11 protein-coding genes, 1 tRNA gene and 1 rRNA gene are annotated in these 20,171 nt (G+C 69.5%); 3 read left to right on the forward strand and 10 right to left on the reverse strand.

Annotation, left to right across the window (positions count from 1 at the left end; genetic code table 11):
- Window positions 1-21 precede the first annotated feature (21 nt).
- The 7 genes from IF67_RS0135565 to IF67_RS0135595 all read right to left on the reverse strand — a co-directional run bounded on the left by IF67_RS0135565 (window position 22) and on the right by IF67_RS0135595 (window position 13,111).
- Window positions 22-558 (reverse strand): CinA family protein, encoded by a 537-nt coding sequence (locus tag IF67_RS0135565; RefSeq protein WP_030992777.1) that lies wholly within the window; start codon window positions 556-558, stop codon window positions 22-24.
- Window positions 555-1,196, reverse strand: a complete 642-nt coding sequence (pgsA, locus tag IF67_RS0135570; protein ID WP_030992778.1) for a CDP-diacylglycerol--glycerol-3-phosphate 3-phosphatidyltransferase — start codon at window positions 1,194-1,196, stop codon at window positions 555-557. Before pgsA ends, IF67_RS0135565 begins: the two co-directional genes overlap by 4 nt.
- Window positions 1,193-2,677 (reverse strand): 30S ribosomal protein S12 methylthiotransferase RimO, encoded by a 1,485-nt coding sequence (gene rimO, locus IF67_RS0135575; protein ID WP_030992780.1) that lies wholly within the window; start codon window positions 2,675-2,677, stop codon window positions 1,193-1,195. The genes pgsA and rimO overlap by 4 nt, the downstream gene beginning before the upstream one ends.
- A gap of 104 nt (window positions 2,678-2,781) precedes the next feature.
- The gene (locus IF67_RS0135580; RefSeq protein ID WP_030992781.1) at window positions 2,782-3,588 is read right to left on the reverse strand and encodes a helix-turn-helix domain-containing protein; all 807 of its coding nucleotides are present in this window, start codon (window positions 3,586-3,588) and stop codon (window positions 2,782-2,784) included.
- Window positions 3,589-3,812: 224 nt separating this feature from the next.
- Window positions 3,813-6,590 carry a DNA translocase FtsK gene (locus IF67_RS0135585; RefSeq protein WP_199812837.1) on the reverse strand — a complete coding sequence of 926 codons (2,778 nt, stop codon included), beginning with the start codon at window positions 6,588-6,590 and terminating at the stop codon, window positions 3,813-3,815.
- Between the two features lie 92 nt (window positions 6,591-6,682).
- Entirely contained in the window at window positions 6,683-7,342 is a 660-nt protein-coding gene (locus IF67_RS0135590; protein WP_030992783.1) for a response regulator, read from the reverse strand.
- A 255-nt stretch (window positions 7,343-7,597) separates the two neighbouring features.
- Window positions 7,598-13,111, reverse strand: coding sequence for a HAMP domain-containing protein (locus IF67_RS0135595; RefSeq protein ID WP_078889830.1), 5,514 nt, complete (start codon window positions 13,109-13,111; stop codon window positions 7,598-7,600).
- 304 nt (window positions 13,112-13,415) lie between these two features.
- Between IF67_RS0135595 and IF67_RS0135600 the strand changes: the two genes are divergently transcribed.
- The gene (locus IF67_RS0135600; protein ID WP_030992786.1) at window positions 13,416-16,046 is read left to right on the forward strand and encodes a SpoIIE family protein phosphatase; all 2,631 of its coding nucleotides are present in this window, start codon (window positions 13,416-13,418) and stop codon (window positions 16,044-16,046) included.
- Window positions 16,047-16,191: 145 nt separating this feature from the next.
- The gene (locus IF67_RS0135605) at window positions 16,192-17,238 is read left to right on the forward strand and encodes a YncE family protein (RefSeq protein WP_030992787.1); all 1,047 of its coding nucleotides are present in this window, start codon (window positions 16,192-16,194) and stop codon (window positions 17,236-17,238) included.
- A 65-nt stretch (window positions 17,239-17,303) separates the two neighbouring features.
- Here IF67_RS0135605 and IF67_RS0135610 read toward each other — a convergent pair.
- Window positions 17,304-17,379 (reverse strand) — tRNA-Thr (locus tag IF67_RS0135610).
- A 257-nt stretch (window positions 17,380-17,636) separates the two neighbouring features.
- Between IF67_RS0135610 and IF67_RS0135615 the strand changes: the two genes are divergently transcribed.
- A complete protein-coding gene (locus IF67_RS0135615; protein WP_051818963.1) occupies window positions 17,637-19,247 on the forward strand; it encodes an IS1182 family transposase in 1,611 nt (536 codons plus the stop codon).
- Between the two features lie 35 nt (window positions 19,248-19,282).
- Here IF67_RS0135615 and IF67_RS0135620 read toward each other — a convergent pair whose 3' ends face one another.
- On the reverse strand, window positions 19,283-19,960 hold the full coding sequence (locus IF67_RS0135620; protein ID WP_030992789.1) for a DegT/DnrJ/EryC1/StrS family aminotransferase: 678 nt from the start codon (window positions 19,958-19,960) through the stop codon (window positions 19,283-19,285).
- 116 nt (window positions 19,961-20,076) lie between these two features.
- A 5S ribosomal RNA gene (gene rrf / locus IF67_RS40600) occupies window positions 20,077-20,171 on the reverse strand; the annotation flags it as partial.

A 20,171-nucleotide genomic window follows, 5' to 3' on the forward strand; every position in this document is an offset into this window, starting at 1 on the left:
GGGGTGCAAGTACGTGTTCACTCAGGGCTGCAAACATCCATTCCCCCCGTGTTGTTCCGTATCCTGTGCCCGCGAATTTTCTGTCAGTTCGCTCAACAACAGTGCGAGCACGGCCTGAATGGTGTCCTGGCGGATACGGTCACGGTCCCCCGCCAGCGCCAGCCGCCGCACCGCCCCGGCGCCGTCCGGTCCCTGGACCGCCACGAAAACGGTGCCCACCGGATACCCGTCCTGAGGATCGGGGCCGGCCACACCCGTGGTGGCGAGGCCCCAGTCGGCCCCCAGCACCCGCCGCACACCGCTCGCCATCTGCCGTGCGACCTCGCCGTCCACGGCCCCGCACGCGGCCAGCAGAGCGCCGTCCACGCCCAGCACGTCCCGCTTGAGGTCGGTTGCGTACGCCGTGACCGAGCCACGGACGACCCGTGAGGCCCCGGGGACGGCGGTCAGCGCGCCCGCCACCAGGCCGCCGGTCAGTGATTCGGCCACCGCCAGGCTCTGCCCACGGCCGGCGAGCAGCTCCAGCGCCCCGGCCGCGGCAGACCCCGGCCCGCTCACCGGGCCGTGTCCCGCTCGGCCCGCTCCCGGGCCAGCCCGGCCCGGCGCAGCACCACGGCCTGCCGGATGTAGTCGAGCCCGGTGACCACGGTCAGCGCCACCGCCACCGCCATCACCCACCAGCGGAAGGTCGCCAGCGGGCCGCTCAGCACCAGGACGTACATACCGACCGCGGTGCCCTGTGCCAATGTCTTGATTTTGCCGCCACGACTGGCCGGAATGACCCCGTGCTTGATCACCCAGAACCGCATCAGCGTGATGCCGAGCTCCCGGAAAAGGATCACGCCGGTCACCCACCAGGACAGATCACCCAGCACCGACAGGCAGATCAGTGCGGCGCCCATGATCGCCTTGTCCGCGATCGGGTCCGCGATCTTGCCGAAGTCGGTGACCAGGTTGTACGCGCGGGCCAGATGCCCGTCGAAGACATCGGTGATCATGGCGACGGCGAAGGCGGCCCAGGCGAAGACCCGCCAGACCGGATCGGCTCCGTCGTCGTGCATCAGCAGCACCACGAAGGCCGGGACCAGCACCAGCCGCAGCATCGTCAGGAGATTGGCGATGTTCCACAGCCCGGCCTGCCGGACGACCGGCGCCGTGCGCGGGCCACCAGCTGCGGAAGCCGGGACTCCGCTCATCTGCCCGCCTCCTCGGTACACCCCGTGCCCTCCACCGACAGCACCTCCGCCACGAGGTCCACGCCCTCGCTCGCCACCACCTTTGCTTCGACCATACGACCAGGCTCCAGCTCCTGGTCGGTCGACAGCAGCGTGACGCCGTCGGTCTCCGGTGCCTGGTGCGCAGCCCGCCCGACGATGCCGTCCTCGTCGTCGGTCCGGTCGACCAGCACCCGCAGCGTCTCGCCGACCCGCTCCTCGGCACGCTGCGCGGTCAGCTCCTCGGCCAGCCGCGAGACCCGCGCCAGCCGCTCGGCGACCACGTCCGGATCGACCTTGTCCGCGTAGGAGGCGGCCTCGGTGCCGTCCTCGTCGGAGTAGCCGAAGACGCCGATGGCGTCGAGCCGGGCCTCGGTGATGAAGCGCTCAAGCTCCGCGAGGTCGCTCTCGCTCTCCCCGGGGAAGCCGACGATGAAGTTGGATCGGGCACCGGCCTGCGGCGCCTTCGTACGGATCGTCTCCAGCAGCTCCAGGAAGCTGTCCGTGCCGCCGAAGCGCCGCATCGCCCGCAGCACACCGGGTGCCGAGTGCTGGAAGGACAGGTCGAAGTAGGGCGCGACCTTGTCGGTGCCGGTCAGCACGTCGATCAGGCCGGGGCGCATCTCGGCCGGCTGGAGGTAGCTGACCCGGATCCGCTCGATGCCGTCGACGGCCGCCAGCTCCGGCAGCAGCGTCTCCAGCAGCCGGATGTCGCCGAGGTCCTTGCCGTAGGAGGTGTTGTTCTCGGAGACCAGCATGATCTCCTTGACGCCCTCCCCGGCCAGCCAGCGCGTCTCGCCCAGCACATCGGAGGGCCGGCGCGAGATGAAGGAGCCGCGGAAGGAGGGAATGGCGCAGAACGAGCAGCGCCGGTCGCAGCCGGAGGCCAGCTTCACCGAGGCCACGGGATTGCTGCCGAGCCGGCGGCGCAGCGGCGCACGCGGCCCGGAGGCGGGCGCGATGCCCTCCGGAAGGTCCTCGGGCGGAGTGTCCTGGGCGTGGCCGGGCAGCGCGACCTCGGCACTGCCCTGACGCTCGGCCGGGCTGATCGGCAGCAGCTTGCGGCGGTCGCGCGGGGTGTGCGCGGCGTGGATGCCGCCGTTCAGGATGGTCTGAAGGCGATCGGAGATGCTGCTGTAGTCGTCAAAGCCGAGCACACCGTCGGCCTCGGGCAGCGCCTCGGCGAGCTCCTTGCCGTAGCGCTCGGCCATGCAGCCGACGGCCACCACGGCCTGGGTTCTGCCATGATCCTTCAGATCGTTGGCTTCCAGCAGGGCATCGACGGAGTCCTTCTTTGCGGCCTCGACGAAGCCACAGGTGTTGACGACGGCGACATCGGCATCGGCGGCTTCCTCGACGAGGTCCCAGCCGTCCGCTGCCAGGCGGCCTGCGAGCTCCTCCGAGTCCACCTCGTTACGGGCGCAGCCAAGAGTGACAAGGGCGACGGTACGGCGTTCGGGCATAGGCCTCAGCCTACTTTGTCCCGGCCGCCCCCTTGGCGAGCAGGTCTCCGCCGCCGGTGCCGGGCACCCGGGCCGGGCGGCGGACGCCCCCCGAGGAGGGGCCCTCAGCCCGCCTGGGGGTCTCCTCGCGTGTAGCTGAGACGCTCCACGGTGCCCTTGTCGCCGACCCGCTTGACCTCCTTGCCGTTGACGTACAGCTGTACGGCTCCGGCGTTACCGAGGACCAGGTCGATCCGTTCCTTGTCGGTGATGGTCTTGGACTCGCCCTTCTTGAGCAGGCCGTCCTCCAGGAGCTTGCCGTTGGCGTCCTTGGCGGAGATCCAGCTCTGGCCGTCGCGGGCGGTCACCTTGATCGTGACCTTGTCCTTCGGCAGCCCGGCGACGGCACTGTCGGAGGGCTCGGGCTTGACGGGCGGCTTGATGGTCGAGGGGTGGCGGGCGGGCGCCGGCGCCGGTTTCGCATTGGCGTCGCCGGACGCGACCGGGCCGCCGCCGCTCTTGCCGCTGCCCGTGAAAAGCGTGAAGCCCACGAACCCGACCACCGCGACGATCGCCGCGACCATGGCCGCGGTCCAATTGGGGCGGCGGGGCTCGGAGCGGATCCGCTCGGCTTCGAAGAGCGGGGCGGCGGGGGTCGGCGCGGGCCGTCCGCCGTGTTCGGCGTCGAACTGGTCGATCAGCGGTCGGGAATCGAGGGATACGGCGCGGGCGAGCGCCCGGATGTGCCCCCGGGCGTAGACGTCGCCGCCACAGCGGGAGAAGTCGTCCTGCTCGATCGCGTGCACGATGGGGATGCGCACCCGTGTCGTCGTACTGACCTCTTCGACGGTCAGTCCCGCTCCGATACGGGCCTTCTGGAGGGCAGCACCGACGGAAGGCCGGTCTGCTTCGGGGGAGTTGCCGATGGACACGGAGGCGCCTTTCGAGCGTGTAGCCACCTGCTGGAAGTTCAGTCTAGGGGTGGAGCGAAAGGGTGGGGCAAGCGGGAGAGCAGAGTTTGTACGCCATCGGAACGCCGTCGGCGGTGCCCTGGGGCTCGATGGTGAAGCATCGTTCCCTCATCTCCCTCAACTTGACGTATCAGCAGGAGAAACGGTTGCCTTCTGCTCCCGTCTGCGTGACCCGGAAGTCTGTGCTACTCGGTAGCCTCCCCCCGGATCACCGCCAGCACTCCATCCAGCTCATCAGGCTTCACAAGAACGTCACGTGCCTTGGAACCCTCGCTCGGTCCCACGATGGTGCGCGACTCCATCAGGTCCATCAGCCGGCCGGCCTTGGCGAAGCCCACCCGCAGCTTGCGCTGAAGCATCGACGTCGACCCGAACTGGGTGGAAACGACCAGCTCAGCGGCCTGGCACAGCAGATCGAGGTCATCGCCGATGTCCTCGTCGATCTCCTTCTTCTTGGCCGTGCCCACGGTGACGTCGTCCCGGAAGACCGGCGCCATCTGATCCTTGCAGTGCTGGACGACGGCCGCGACCTCTGCCTCGGTCACGAACGCGCCCTGCATACGGACCGGCTTGTTGGCCCCCATCGGCAGGAACAGCCCGTCGCCCTTGCCGATCAGCTTCTCGGCACCCGGCTGGTCGAGGATGACCCGGCTGTCGGCGAGCGAGGAGGTGGCGAACGCGAGCCGGGAGGGCACATTGGCCTTGATCAGGCCGGTGACCACATCGACCGACGGGCGCTGGGTGGCGAGCACCAGATGGATGCCTGCCGCGCGGGCGAGCTGGGTGATGCGGACGATCGAGTCCTCCACATCGCGCGGCGCGACCATCATCAGGTCCGCCAGCTCGTCGACGATCACCAGCAGATACGGGTACGGCGCCAGCTCACGCTCGCTGCCCTCGGGTGAGGTGACCTTCCCGCTGCGCACCGCTTCGTTGAAGTCGTCGATGTGCCGGAAGCCGTAGGCCGCGAGATCGTCGTAGCGCAGGTCCATCTCGCGCACCACCCACTGGAGTGCCTCGGCGGCGCGCTTGGGGTTGGTGATGATCGGCGTGATCAGGTGCGGGATGCCTTCGTACGCGGTCAGCTCGACGCGCTTGGGGTCGACCAGCACCATCCGGACGTCCTCCGGCGTGGCCCGCACCATGACCGAGGTGATCAGACAGTTGATGCAGGACGACTTGCCGGAACCGGTGGCACCGGCCACCAGGACGTGCGGCATCTTGGTCATGTTGGCCATGACGTAGCCGCCCTCGACGTCCTTGCCGAGCGCCACCAGCATCGGATGCTCGTCGCCCGCGGCGTCGGCCAGCCGCAGCACATCGCCGAGGTTGACCATCTCGCGGTCGGTGTTGGGGATCTCGATGCCGACCGCGGACTTGCCGGGGATCGGGCTGATGATCCGGACGTCGGGGCTGGCCACCGCGTAGGCGATGTTCTTGGCCAGCGCGGTGATCTTCTCGACCTTGACCGCCGGGCCGAGCTCGACCTCGTAGCGGGTGACCGTCGGGCCACGGGTGAAGCCGGTGACCGCGGCGTCGACCTTGAACTCCTGGAAGACCGTGGTCAGCGAGGTCACTATGGCGTCGTTCGCGGCGCTGCGGGTCTTGCCGGGGCCGCCGCGCGCGAGCAGGTCCAGCGAGGGCAGCGAGTAGGTGATGTCGCCGGAGAGCTGGAGCTGCTCGGCGCGCGCCGGCAGTTCGCCGGACGGCTCGGGCGGCGCCTTGGTGAAGTCCGGTACGGCCGGGGTGTCCTCGGCCGCGGACGGCTTCGGCTTCGCGCCGCGGGCCGGCGGCACCGTGCCGCCCTCCCCCGTGGTCTCCGCGCCGTCGTGGTCCCGGCGCTCCCCGGAGATGCTGCTGCTGAGTCCGGCGACGAGCGGGGAGGGCTGGACGCCGTGCAGCACCGCACCGTCCAGCGCCGCCGCGGCCGCGGCGGCGACGTCCACCGCGTCCATCGGCCGGTCCGTGGCGGGCTGTACGAAGGCCCGGCGCGGGCGGCGCCGCTTGGCCAGGGCCGCTTCCTCTATCGCGTCCGGTTCGTTCGCGGCTGCGGCGCGCCGCGGCTTGCGGGCGGGCTGCTCGCGCCACTCCTCCGCATAGTCCTCGACCTCGTCGACGTACTCCTCGGGCTCCTCGGGCTGCACCACGCCCAGCCGGACGCCGAGCGCCCGCAGCCGCTGCGGGATGGCGTTCACCGGCGTCGCGGTGACCACCAGCAGCCCGAAGAGGGTCAGCAGCGCCAGCAGCGCCACGGCCAGGGTCTGTCCGACGGTGAAGATCAGCGGCTTGGAAGCGACCCATCCGAGATAGCCGCCGGCGTCCTGTATGGCGGCCAGACCATCGTCCCGGCCCGGCGATCCACAGGCCATCGCGACCTGCCCCAGGACACCCATGACCAGTGCCGACAGCCCGATGACGATCCGGCCGTTGGCCTCCGGCTGCTCGGGGTGCCGGATCAGGCGCACGGCGATGCCGCCCAGCAGTATCGGCACGACCAGATCGAGCCGCCCGAACGCCCCGGTCACCAGCAGCTCGACGAGATCGCCGACCGGGCCGCTGAGGTTGGACCACGTACCCGCCGCGATCACCAGCGCCAGGCCGAGCAGCAGCAGCGCCAGCCCGTCCTTGCGGTGCGCCGGGTCGAGGTTCCTGGCGCCGCGGCCCATGCCGCGGAACACCGCCCCGATGGCGTGCGCGAGCCCCAGCCAGCAGGCGCGGACGAGGCGGTAGAGACCGCCGGTGGGTGACGGCGCCGGCTTGGGGGCGGCCTTCTTGGCGGGAGCCCTTTTGGCCGGTGCCTTCTTCGCGGCCGCGGTCTTCTTGAGCGGCGGCTTCGCGGATGCCTTCTTCGCGGGTGCCTTCTTCGCTGCGGTCTTCTTGGCGGCGCCCGCGGTCCGTCCGGCGCGCTGCTTGGAGGGGCCCGCCGCGCTCTGGGTTCCCTTGCCGGACGTACGTGAGGCCATGGCGACGAGATTACAGGCGAAGGCAGGCATGACACGAGCGCACGGCGCTTCACCCGAACGTGTCGCGCGCCCGTCTCATGAAAGGGCGTCAGTCACCCCGCGGCGCTTCCCGACCCCGGCTCCAGGGCATCCAGAGCCCGGCGCAGGCCGGTGAGTTTGCGCTCCAGATGGGCCGCCGTGGCGACCGCCGCCGCATCCGCCGTCTCATCCAGCTGTTTGGACAGAGCCTCGGCCTGTTCCTCGACAGCGGCCAGTCGCGCGGACAGCTCGGCGAGCAGTCCCGCGGACTCCCTCGCCTCGTCGGCGCTCTGCCGCCCGCCCTCCAGCTGAAGCCTCAGCAGGGAGGCCTGCTCCCGCAGTTGGCAGTTCTTCATGTAGAGCTCGACGAAGACCGAGACCTTGGCGCGCAGCACCCAGGGGTCGAACGGCTTGGAGATGTAGTCCACCGCACCGGCCGCGTAACCGCGGAAGGTGTGGTGCGGGCCGTGGTTGATGGCCGTGAGGAAGATGATCGGGATGTCGCGGGTACGTTCACGCCGCTTGATGTGCGCGGCCGTTTCGAAACCGTCCATCCCCGGCATCTGCACATCGAGCAGAATCACCGCGAAATCGTCCGTGAGCAGTGCTTTGAGCGCTTCCTCCCCGGACGATGCCCGCACCAGTGTCTGATCGAGCGCAGAGAGGATCGCCTCCAGCGCCAGCAGATTCTCCGGCCGGTCATCGACCAGGAGGATCTTGGCCTTCTGCACCATGGCCCGTCCTCCTCGCCCCGGCATGGAACCGGACGCCGCCCCAGGGGACGACTCCGTCATGCCGCCCGTCCTTGTGCCGGTCATGGTAGCTGCACCCCGCCTGTCGCCACACCCTGTCACCGCGATGTCACTGTGCACGTAGCAGAAACGCAGACAGAGACCAGAAGGTTCCCCGAATCCTGCGCTTCCACACGTCCACGGCAACCCTGAGTCAGCACGCGATGATCCTCTTACGCCTCCATACTGGACGCTCCCTCACTCCGCGCGCATCCATTGCTCCATGACCGACAACAGATGATCGGTATCCACCGGCTTGGTCACGTAGTCGGAGGCTCCGGAGTCGATGCTCTTCTCCCGGTCGCCCTTCATCGCCTTCGCGGTCAGCGCGATGATGGGCAGTCCGGCGAACTGCGGCATCCGGCGGATCGCCGCCGTGGTCGCATAGCCGTCCATCTCCGGCATCATGATGTCCATCAGGACCAGCACGATGTCGTCGTGCTGCTCCAGCACCTCGATGCCCTCGCGCCCGTTCTCCGCGTACAGCACCGACAGGCCGTGCTGTTCCAGGACGCTGGTGAGCGCGAAGACATTGCGGATGTCGTCATCGACGATCAGCACCTTCTCGCCGTGGAAGCCGCCCTCGAAGGCCGGGTCCACCAGATCCTGGCCGTTGCCGATCCAGGGCTCCGGAGCGGGCTGCTGCGGGGCCGTCCGGGGCGCCGCCTGAGGCGTCTGCGGCGCCGCCGCGGGCGGGGGCTGGCCGGGCAGGGCGAAGCGGCGCGGGGGGCCCGAAACGGCCCGGCGGCGGCGCCGGTTGAGGCTGCCCCCGGAGTCCTGCTCGTAGCCCTGCTGCTGCTCCTCGGCCTCTTGGCGCCCGACCTCCGTCTCGCGCGCCTCCGCGTCCATCGCGATCCCGCCGGCCACCAGTTGCGGGTAGCCCTGCGGCGGCAGCCCGCCCGGGTTGTGCGGCAGGTAGAGCGTGAACGTGGAGCCACGGCTGGGCTCGCTCGCGGCGTGGATCTCGCCGCCGAGCAGCCGGGCGATCTCCCGGCTGATGGACAGACCCAGGCCCGTACCGCCGTACTTGCGGCTGGTCGTGCCGTCCGCCTGCTTGAACGCCTCGAAGATGACCCGCATCTTGCTGGACGCGATGCCGATTCCGGTGTCGGTCACCGAGAAGGCGATCATGTCCGCATCCGGGTCGCGCAGCGAGCCGTGTTCCAGCAGCTGCTCGCGGATGGCCACCGGGACATCCGCACCGGCCGGCCGGATGACCAGCTCGACGGCGCCACTGTCGGTGAACTTCACCGCGTTGGACAGCAGATTGCGCAGCACCTGGAGCAGCCGCTGCTCGTCGGTGTGCAGTGTGGCCGGCAGCTCCGGGGAGACCCGTACGGAGAAGTCGAGTCCCTTCTCCGCGGTCAGCGGCCGGAACGTCGCCTCCACATAGTCGACGAGCTGGACCAGCGCGATCCGCGTCGGGCTGACGTCCATCTTTCCGGCCTCGACCTTGGACAGGTCCAGGATGTCGTTGATGAGCTGGAGCAGGTCGCTTCCGGCGCCGTGGATGGTTTCGGCGAATTCGACCTGCTTCGGGGAGAGATTCCCCTCGGCGTTATCGGCCAGCAACTTGGCCAGAATCAGCAGGGAGTTGAGCGGCGTCCGCAGCTCGTGCGACATGTTCGCCAGGAACTCCGACTTGTAGCGCATCGAGACCGCGAGCTGCTCGGCACGCTCCTCCAGAACCTGCCGCGCCTCCTCGATCTCGGTGTTCTTCACCTCGATGTCGCGGTTCTGCGCACGCAGCTGTTCGGCCTTCTCCTCCAGCTCGGTGTTGGACAGCTCCAGCGCCTTCTGCCGGCTCTCCAGCTCGCCCGACCGCTCCTTGAGCTGCTCGGTCAGCTCCTGCGACTGCTTGAGCAGCACCTCGGTCTTGGTGTTGACCGAGATGGTGTTGACGCTGGTCGCGATCATCTCGGCGATCTGGCTGAGGAAGTCCTTCTGGATCTGGGTGAACGGCTGGAAGGACGCCAGCTCGATCACGCCGAGCACCTTGTCCTCGAAGAGCACCGGCAGCACGATCACATTCGCCGGCGGTGCCTCGCCCAGTCCGGAGGCGATCTTGAGATAGCCGGAAGGGACGTTCTCCACCAGGATCGTGCGGCCCTCCTCCGCGGCCGTGCCGATCAGCGTCTCGCCCGGCCGGAAGGTCGTAGGCATCCCGCCCATGGCGTAGCCGTACGAGCCCATCAGCCGCAGCTCGTAGGCGCCCGCCTCGCCGCCGTCCGCGCCGATCTCCTGGCTGTCGGGCTGCGCCGCGAGGAAGAACGCGCCGTGCTGGGCGGAGACCGCGGGCGAGAGCTCGCTCATGATGAGCGTGGCGACGTCCTTGAGGTCACGCCGGCCCTGCATCAGACCGGAGATCCGGGCGAGGTTGCCCTTGAGCCAGTCCTGTTCCTCGTTGGCCAGGGTGGTCTCGCGGAGCGTGGAGATCATGGTGTTGACGTTGTCCTGGAGCTCCAGGATCTCGCCGGCCGCGTCCACGTCGATCCGGACGTTGTGATCGCCGAGGGTGACCGCCGCGGCGACCGCGGCGATGGCACGCACCTGACGGGTCAGGTTGCCGGCCATCTCGTTCACCGATTCGGTCAGGTCCCGCCAGGTGCCGGCCACGCCCCGCACCTGCGCCTGACCGCCCAGCTGGCCCTCCGTACCCACTTCGCGGGCCACTCTGGTGACCTGCTCGGCGAAGGACGACAGCTGGTCGACCATGGTGTTGATGGTGGTCTTCAGCGCGAGGATCTCGCCGCGCGCATCGATGTCGATCTTCTTGGTCAGATCGCCCTTGGCGATGGCGGTGGTGACCATGGCGATGTTGCGGACCTGGCCGGTCAGGTTGTTGGCCATCGAGTTCACGGACTCGGTGAGGTCCTTCCACGTACCGGCGACGCCGGGGACGCGGGCCTGGCCGCCCAGGATGCCGTCGGTGCCCACCTCACGGGCCACTCGCGTGACCTCGTCGGCGAACGACGACAGCGTCGTGACCATCGTGTTGACCGTGTCGGCGAGCTGCGCGACCTCGCCGCGCGCCTCGACGGTGACCTTCTTGGTCAGGTCTCCGTTGGCGACCGCCGCCGAGACCTGCGAGATGTTGCGCACCTGGATGGTCAGGTTGTTGGCCATCAGGTTCACGTTGTCGCTGAGATCCAGCCAGATGCCGGTCGCACCCGGCACCCGCGCCTGGCCGCCCAACTGGCCCTCGGTGCCCACCTCACGGGCCACCCGGGTCACCTGCTCGGCGAACGACGACAGCTGATCGACCATCGTGTTGACGGTCGTGACCAGTTCGAGGATCTCGCCCTTGGCATCGACGGTGATCTTCTTGGACAGGTCACCGCGGGCCACCGCGGTCGTGACCTCCGCGATGTTGCGCACCTGCGAGGTCAGGTTGTTCGCCATGAAGTTGACGGACTGGGTGAGGTCCTTCCACGTACCGCTGACGCCCTGCACCTCGGCCTGGCCGCCCAGCATGCCCTCGGTGCCCACCTCGCGGGCGACCCGGGTGACCTGCTCCGCGAACGAGGAGAGCTGGTCGACCATGGTGTTCAGGGTGTTCTTCAGCTCCAGGATCTCGCCCCGGGCGTCCACATCGATCTTCTGCGACAGGTCACCGCGCGCGACCGCCGTGGCGACCTGCGCGATGTTGCGGACCTGGGCCGTCAGGTTGCCGGCCATGCCGTTCACCGAGTCGGTCAGATCGCGCCAGACGCCCGCGACGCCCGGCACCTGTGCCTGCCCGCCGAGCCTGCCGTCCGTGCCGACCTCCCGGGCGACCCGGGTGACCTGCTCGGCGAACGCGGAAAGCTGGTCGACCATCGTGTTGATGGTGTTCTTCAGCTCCAGGATCTCGCCGCGCGCATCCACGTCGATCTTCTGGGACAGGTCACCACGGGCGACCGCCGTCGTCACCTGCGCGATCTGCCGCACCTGGGAAGTCAGGTTCCCCGCCATGAAGTTGACGGAGTCGGTCAGTTCCTTCCAGGTGCCGCTGACGCCGTCCACCCGGGCCTGGCCGCCCAGCCGGCCCTCCGTGCCCACGTCCCTGGCCATTCGCGTGACCTGGTCGGCGAACGAGGACAGCTGGTCCACCATGGTGTTCACGGTGTTCTTGAGCTGGAGCATCTCGCCGGAGACGTCGACGGTGACCTTCTGCGAGAGATCGCCGTTGGCCACCGCGGTCGTCACCTGAGCGATGTTGCGCACCTGCCCGGTCAGGTTCCGGAAGGCGGTGTTCACGGAGTCCGTGAGGTCCTTCCACGTCCCCGCCGCCCCCGGCACCGCGGCCTGGCCGCCCAGCTCACCCTCGACGCCGATCTCCCGCGCAACGCGCGTCACTTCGGCACCGAACGAAGACAGCTGACCCACCATCGTGTTGACGGTGTTCTTCAACTCCAGCATTTCACCGGCCACATCGACGGTGACCGTCTGGGACAGATCGCCGTTGGCGACCGCCGTCGTGACCTGCGCGATGTCCCGCACCTGCGCCGTCAGGTTGCGGAAGGCGGTGTTCACCGAGTCGGTGAGGTCCTTCCACGTACCGGCCGCGCCCGGCACCTGTGCCTGCCCGCCGAGCTGGCCCTCCGCGCCGACCTCGTTCGCCACGCGCGTCACTTCGTCCGCGAACGTGCGCAGCGTCTCGGTCATGGTGTTGATCGTGTCGGCCAGCTGCGCGACCTCGCCGCGTGCACTGACCGTGACCTTCTGCGACAGGTCGCCGTTCGCGACGGCGGTGGTGACCTGCGCGATCCCGCGCACCTGAGCGGTGAGGTTGCCGGCCATGAGGTTGACCGAATCCGTCAGGTCCTTCCACACGCCGGCGACGCCGGGGACCTGTGCCTGCCCGCCGAGCTCGCCCTCCGTGCCGACCTCGCGGGCGACGCGCGTCACCTCGGACGCGAAAGAGGAGAGCTGGTCGACCATCGTGTTGACGGTGTTCTTCAGCTCGAGCATCTCGCCGGCGACATGAACCGTCACCTTCCGGGACAGATCACCCTTGGCGACCGCCGTGGTCACGAGAGCAATGTCACGCACCTGCGCCGTCAGCCGGGACGCCATGGTGTTGACGGATTCCGTGAGGTCCTTCCACGAACCCGACATTCCGCGCACCCGCGCCTGGCCGCCGAGCTTGCCCTCCGTACCGACCTCGCTGGCCACTCTCGTGACCTCGTCGGTGAACGCGGACAGCTGGTCCACCAGCCCGTTGACCGTACGGCCGACCTTCAGGAATTCACCCCGCAAAGGGTGCTCCGAAGAGCTGTCCGAACTGCGCGACCGCAGATCCATCCGCTGTTCGAGGTCGCCCTCGGAGACCGCCGACAGCACCCGTCCCACTTCGGAGACGGGCCGTACGAGGTCGTCCACCAGGGCATTCGAGGCGTCGATGGCCGCGGCCCAGGAGCCCTCGGCGGCGCCGACCTCCAGTCGTTCCGTGAGCTTTCCCTCACGTCCGACGACCCGGCGCACCCGCGCCAGCTCGCCCGTGAGATGCAGATTGCGATCCGCAACCTCGTTGAAGACCGCCGCGATCTCCGACATGACGCCATCGCCGGAAACCGTGAGCCGCTTGCGGAAGTTCCCGTCCCGCATGGCAACCAGAGCGACCAACAGCCGATTGAGCGCAGCCGTATCCACCTCGGTCGTCCCGTTGTTCCGGGATCGTCCGCCTTTCGCGCGCGTGCTTGCGCCCCGCGCTGCTGCGCCAGACTCCACCGTGTCCCTCCCGCAAGGGTCGACCGTTCTACCCGGGCTTTCTCTTGATACTTGCCCAGTGTTTCACCATGGCCCAACCAGGCCATAACAGTTCGGCAGCATCGCACACCGTCCCAGGGCACGATTGGGGCGGAAACACACGTGACCGGCATCCTCGGGTGCGGCGAAGGTAAGTAACCTGGCATACGGCTGTCCACCCGCCCCAGCCATCGAGCACGGGCGGTGGTGCACGCACAACAGGTTTATTCGGAGGGGCGCCGCGACCATGGGGGAGCAGATCACCGACACACGCATGAGGAGACCAGTGATCACCGCGCGGGCCGCCGCAACCTTCGAGCCGGTCGGGCGCTCGGTCGCCACTGCCCGTGCGTTCGTCCGCGACACCCTCCAGGGCTGGGGCTGCGCCGACATCGTCGACGACGCCGTGGTGCTGACCAGCGAGCTGGTCACCAATGCCGTGGTGCACGCCGGTACCGCCGCCGACGTGCTGTGTCTGCGCAACGACGACGGCGTACGGATCTCCGTCGCCGACCGCTACCCCGAACGGGAGATTCCGCTCCAGAACGCCGGCCAGGTCGTCGTCCACCCGGACCGCGAGGGCGGCCGCGGACTGCTGCTGTGCGGCGCGCTGGCCTCCCGCTGGGGCGTCGAGTACACCGCCGCACAAAAACACGTCTGGTTCCAGCTCGACCTCGCCGAGCGCCCGGCCGGCACCCGCTCCGCGGGCCCCGCCCTGCCCGTCGACGCTCTTCCGGTCACCGACGCCCGCGTCCGCGTCGCGGTGATCCAGATCGACCGGGGCGGCTGCATCAGCTTCTGGAACGAAGACGCCCAGGACCTCTTCGCCTACGACCCCGAACAGGTCATCGGCAAACCGCTCACCGACTTCGCCGCCTGGCCGCACACCCCCGGCACCGGCACCGGCATCGCCGAGGCGCTCCAGCTCTCCCGCTGGGAAGGCTCCTACGGCATCCGCGGCTCCGACGGCCGGGTCGTCCCCGTCTACGCCTCCCACCTGCGCGTCCGCGACGCCGACGGCGAGGCCTCCACGGTCTGTCTGCTGGTGCGCGACCACGAACGCGCGATCCTCCAGAGCCCCCAGCGCACCCCCGCCCCGGACGCCGCCACCCAGGCCGCCCGGTCGGAGGGCCGCATCTCCGACCCCTTCGAGGTCTTCATCGGCTCACCGGCCCCCGATGACCTCGACGGCCTGCTCCAGCGCACCGTCGAACGCGCCCGCGACATGCTCGACGGCGACGCCGCCTACCTCCTCCTGGCCACCGACGACGAGACCGAGCTGGAGGTCCGCGCCTCCACGGGCCTGCCCTCCGCCCGCCAGCGGTTCGCCCGGGTCCCCGTGGAGGCCGGATCCGGACGCTACGGCTCCGCCCGGATGCCCGCCGTCCATGAGGACCTCACCGCCGTCCCCGGCGCCGTACCGCTCCTCAGCGGCACGGGCATGCGCTCGGTCGTCACCGTCCCGCTCAAGGTCGAGGGCCGGCTGACCGGCTCGCTCGGCGTCGCCGCCGAGGGCGCCGGCCGCTACACGAACGAAGAGGCGCTGCGGCTCCAGTTCGCCGCCGACCGCATCGCCCTCGCCGTCGAACGCGCCCGCCTCACCGAGCTGGAAAAGCTGCGCCGTGGCTCCCTCTCCTTCCTCGTCGAGGCCTCCGACCTGCTGGCCGGCACCCTCGACCGCGACCAGACCCTGGCCCTGATGGCCCAGATGACGGTCCCCACCCTCGCCACGTGGTGCGCCGTCTACACCGTCGCCGACCAGTCCTCCGAGCCCGAGCTCTCCTACGTCCTGCACGAGGACGAGGACCGCATCGACGGCCTCAAGACCCTGCTGATGAAGGTCGACGCGCCCGAGCCGGTCCCCACCCCCGGCGCACGGGTCTGGACCGCCCCCAGCGACGCCGCCCACGACGCCGCCCTGCGCACCTCCATGCGCAGCCTGGGCCTGGGCAACTCCGCCCGCCCCTCCACCGGCCCCGGCGCCACCCTGGCCACCGCCTCCGCCGTCGGCGGCGAAACCGTCGTACTGCCCCTGGTCGCCCGTAACCGCGTCATCGGCATGCTCACCCTCGGCAAGCCCACCGAGGAGCACTTCCGCCAGGAGATCCTCGAACTCGCCGAGGACCTCTCCCGCCGGGCCGCCCTCGCCCTGGACAACGCCCGGCTCTACTCCGAGCGCACGGCCATCAGCCAGTCCCTCCAGCGCAGCCTGCTGCCCCCGGAGCTGCCCGTGGTCCCCGGCGTGGAGGTCGAGGTCATCTACCGCGCGGCCGGCGAGGGCAACGAGGTCGGCGGCGACTTCTACGACCTCTTCCCGATCCGTGACGGCGCGTACGGCTTCGCGATCGGCGACGTCTGCGGTACGGGCCCGGAAGCCGCCGCCGTCACGGGCCTGGCACGGCACGCGCTTCGGCTGTTGGCCCGTGAGGGCTTCGGCGGCCCCGCCGTCCTGGAGCGGCTCAACGCCGCCATCCTCGACGAGGGCGCCCGCAGCCGCTTCCTGACGCTCCTTTACGGCGAGCTCTGGCCGCAGGACGACGGCAGCGCCCTCCTCAAGGTCGTCTGCGCGGGCCACCCCCTTCCGCTCCGGCTGCGCCAGGACGGCACGGTCGAGCCGGCCGCCGAACCCCAGCCGCTCCTCGGCGTGATGGACGACCTGGAGCTCTACGAACAGACCGTCACCCTCGACCCCGGCGACGTCCTGCTGTGCGTCACCGACGGCGTCACCGAACGCCGCGAGGGCACCCGCATGCTCGGCGACGACGGCCTCACCGACGTCCTGACCACCTGTACAGGACTGACGGCCGGCGCCGTCGCCGCCCGCGTGCTGCGCGCCGTGGAACGCTTCGCCGCCGAACCGGCCTCCGACGACATGGCCATCCTCGCCATGCGCGTCCCCGAGGTCCCGGCAGGCTGACCTCCGGGGGGAGCGGCCGAAGTGAAGCGGCTCACAGCCCGCCGGCCGCTTCCCCCGCCACCACCAGCATCCTTGCGTGCGGTGCACGGCACCCCTGCCCGCCGTGCACTGGAGTCTTCCCCAACGGCCGCCCACGATACGGACCATGACTCCCACCCCCGCCGGCCCGCCCGGCGACCTGCTCGCCGTCGTCAGCCAGACCGGCCCCACCGTCACCTTCTTCGACGCCGCCACCCATGAGCGCCTCGAGGTGATCCAGGTCCCGCCGCAGCCGCACGAACTGTGCTTCGACCCGGACCACCGGCTGCTGTACTGCACCAGTACCTACCGCTCCGGCTTCTACCGCGCCAACGAGGGCCCGGCCCACGAGATCACCGTCATCGACGTCGACACCCGCACCGTCGTCGCCACCCTCGACACCACCCCCGACCACGCCCCGCACGGCCTGGCTCTCGACCGTGAGCGCGGGCGTCTGTACGTCAGCGTCGAGGCCACCGACACCGAGCCCGGCGGCGTCCTGATCATCGACACCCGCACCCACGCCCGCCTCGGCCGCATCCCCACGATGGCGCCCGGCCCGCACTGGTTCGCGCTCACCCCAGACGGCCGGCAGGGCTTCGCCACCAACAAGGAAGCCCCGTTCGTCTCCGTCGTCGACCTCGGCCGCGGAATCTGCACGGCCCGCATCCCCGTCCCCGGCAGCGAAGGCCTCGCCGTCGCCCCCGACGGCCGCCATGCCTACGTAGCGGCCCCCAAGGCCGACTTCCACACCCCGCTCTCGGCAGCGCCGGGCATCCGCGTCATCGACACCGCCACCCACGAGATCATCCGCGCCCTCCCCACCCGGGGACAGGTCCTGCCCGTCCATGTCACCGCGACCGGCACACTCCTCGTCGGCGAACTGCGCCCGGACGCCTCACCGGACGGCCCACTCGGCTCCCACCTCCCAGGAGTCCTGACCGTCTTCGCCCCCGGCACCCTCGCCCCCGTCGGCGAGGTGGAGGTCGGCCATTTCCCCCTCACCATCACGTCCTCCCCCGACGGCCGCCTCGGCTATGTCTCCGGCAACCTCTCCAGCACCGTCACCGTCGTGGACCTGAATACCTTGAGCCCACTCGCCACCCTGGAAGTTGACCGCACCGACATTTCCGGCGCCCACGGCCTGGCCTATATCCAATCCGCGCAAAACTGACACGCTTCACCGCGGCTTCCGCATACGACAAAGGCCCCCGCCTCATGGCGGGGGCCTTTGTCCTCTGGAGCCCCAATACGGAATCGAACCGTAGACCTTCTCCTTACCATGGAGACGCTCTGCCGACTGAGCTATTGGGGCGCGGCAACGGAATAGATATTACCCCAACTCGGCGGCAGGTTCGAACCGCTCACCGGCACTCGACTAAAGGGCTGACTCTGTCGGGGATCTTGGGGATCCCCGGCGGGGCAGCATGATCAACGGGCATGCTCGGCTCTGTTCAAGGACCGATGCAGTTGTCGAGGTGCCCGTTGTCGCTCCATGCCCGTTCTGGTGAGCAAGTTCCTTCTCTGACCGTGCAGATGGCGCGAGCGAGCAACCCGGGTGGTACGACGGCGATGTGGGTGAGAGACCGCCTGGGCGGGCTGTGGCGTGACGAGGACTTCGCCGACTGGTATCCGCGTGACGGCCGTCCGGGTCTCTCGCCCGCTCAGCTGGCCACCGTGTGTGTGCTGCAGTTCCTGCTCGGTCTGTCGGACCGGCAGGCGGCCGAGGCGGTTCGCTGCCGCATCGATTTCAAGTACGCGTTGGCCATGGAGCTGGACGATCCCGGCTTCCACCACAGCGTGCTGGCCGACTTCCGCGAGCGTCTCACCGAGGACGGTCGCGCCGACCGTCTCCTTGACCTCGCGCTTGCGCGCCTGAAGGAAGCCGGTCTCGTCCGCGAGCGCACCACCCAGCGCACGGACTCCACCCACGTTCTGGCCGCGGTGCGCGATCTGACCCGGCTGGAACTGGTCACCGAGGCCGTCCGCGCCGCGCTGGAAGAGCTGGCCGGCACCGCTCCGCACCTGCTGGCCGGTTTGGTCGACGAGGAGTGGGGGCGCCGTTACGGCCGCCCGGTCCGTCTGGGCCAGAACCCCACCCGTCCCAAGACCAGGATCCTTGCCACAGGCGGCGACGCCGTCCGGCTGCTGGAGCACGTCGGGGAGCATGGGGCGGATCGCCTGTCCGGTCCCCGGGTCCAGGCCCTGCGGCAGATCATGGTGCAGAACTACTACCGCGACGGGGCCGACCGCCTGCGCTGGCGCACCGCCGAGGACGGCGGGCTGCCGCCCTCGGCGGTCGCGGTCGTCTCGCCCTACGACCTGACGGCCCGCTACGCGCGCCGCGAACATATCACCCGTTGGAAGGGGTTCGTCGCACATCTCACCGAGACCTGTGCCCCTGACGGCGTCAACGTGATCACAGATGTGGCCACCACCGACGCCACCGGCTACGACGCGAAGGCTCTGCCCGGCATCCACACCCGGCTGAAGCGCCGCGGGCTGCCGCCCGCCGAGCATCTGGTCGACGGCGGCTACACCTCCCTGGTCCATCTGGAACAGGCGGCCCGGGAGCACCAGGTCACGGTCACCGGGCCACTGCCGGTCAACTCCACCCGCCAGCACCGCAAGAACGACGGCTTCGGCCGCGACGACTTCCACATCGACTTCGACCGCCGGCAGGTGACCTGTCCGCAGGGCGAAACCAGCGTGGGATGGCACGGCCCCTATCCGACCTCCTCACCCACCGCTGCACCTCTGATCGTGGCGCGGTTCACCAAGAGCCAGTGCCGCCCCTGCCCGGTCCGCACCCGCTGCACGACCACCGCCGACAGCGCCCGAACCGTGGGCTTTCCCCCGCGAGAACTCCGCGATCTGCAACTCCGCGTCCGCGCCGAGCAACAGACACCCGACTGGCAGGCCCGCTATGCGGTCCGCTCCGGAGTGGAAGGCACCATCAACGAGCTTGCTCACGGACACGGCATGCGCCGCTGCCGCTACCGGGGACAGCAGAAAGCCCACCTACAGCACGTGTTCACAGCCATCGCCGCAAACGTCGAGCGCCTCAGCCGACGGCCGCCGACCGGAGAAGCACCCCCGTCCCGGCTGCCGACCGCCTTCCAGAACTTCCTGGATCAGCACGGGATCCCCCGGCCGAGGTCTTGGCGGTCCGCCAGAGACTGAGCAGACGACACCAAGATCCCCGACAGAGTCAGCCCTTAAAAGGCCGGTTGCAGCAATCCGCCGAGCGCATTGCACGCGCTGACCATCCTGTGCAGCTCCCGCCGCGACATCCCGGCATGTACGGGCAGCGCCAGTGTCTCGTCCACCGCCCGCTCGGTCTGCGGCAGAAACACATCCCGTCGCAGCCCCGGCATCCGGTACACCGGAGCCAGTACGGGCACCTTGCATGCCACGCCCTTGGCCCGCAGCGTCCGCGCGAACGCATCCCGGTCCGGCCGCCCGTTGCCCGGCACCCGCACCACATACTGCTCGTACGAGTGCCCCGCCGCCGGCGTCGGCGTCCGGACCCCACTGAGCCTGCCGTCCAGGTACGAGGCATGCGCCCGCCGCAGCTCCGCGCCCACCGGGTCCACCCCGGGCTCATCCTCCACAAGCACCAACAGACCGTTCCGCTGGCCCACTTCACGGATCCAGCCGACGTCCGCCTGCCGCCCGAACCGATGGATCGCCACGACCGCGGCCGTCTGGCTGGTCACCACATCCGACACCGCGGCCGGGTCCAAGCAGTAACTGTCGCCGTCCACGTCGGCGAACACCGGCACCGCGCCCAACTCCAGCACGGCCCGGGCCACCTCGGCGTTGCCGTACGCCGGCACCACGACCTCGTCACCAGCACTGACACCGGCCGACTTGAGTGCTCCCACTGTCCGCATACAACGGATCCTGGTCAGGTGAGATGAACGTCGAGTTACGCCCACCACCCGAATATCAGAACAAAAAAGCTCCGGTCCCTGAACCACAAAGGTTCAGGGACCGGAGCTGAATGATTGTTCGGCGGCGTCCTACTCTCCCACAGGGTCCCCCCTGCAGTACCATCGGCGCTGAAAGGCTTAGCTTCCGGGTTCGAAATGTAACCGGGCGTTT

Origin of the sequence: Streptomyces sp. NRRL S-1813, assembly GCF_000719605.1 — a bacterium.
In the GTDB taxonomy this organism is placed as follows: Bacteria; Actinomycetota; Actinomycetes; order Streptomycetales; family Streptomycetaceae; genus Streptomyces; species Streptomyces decoyicus.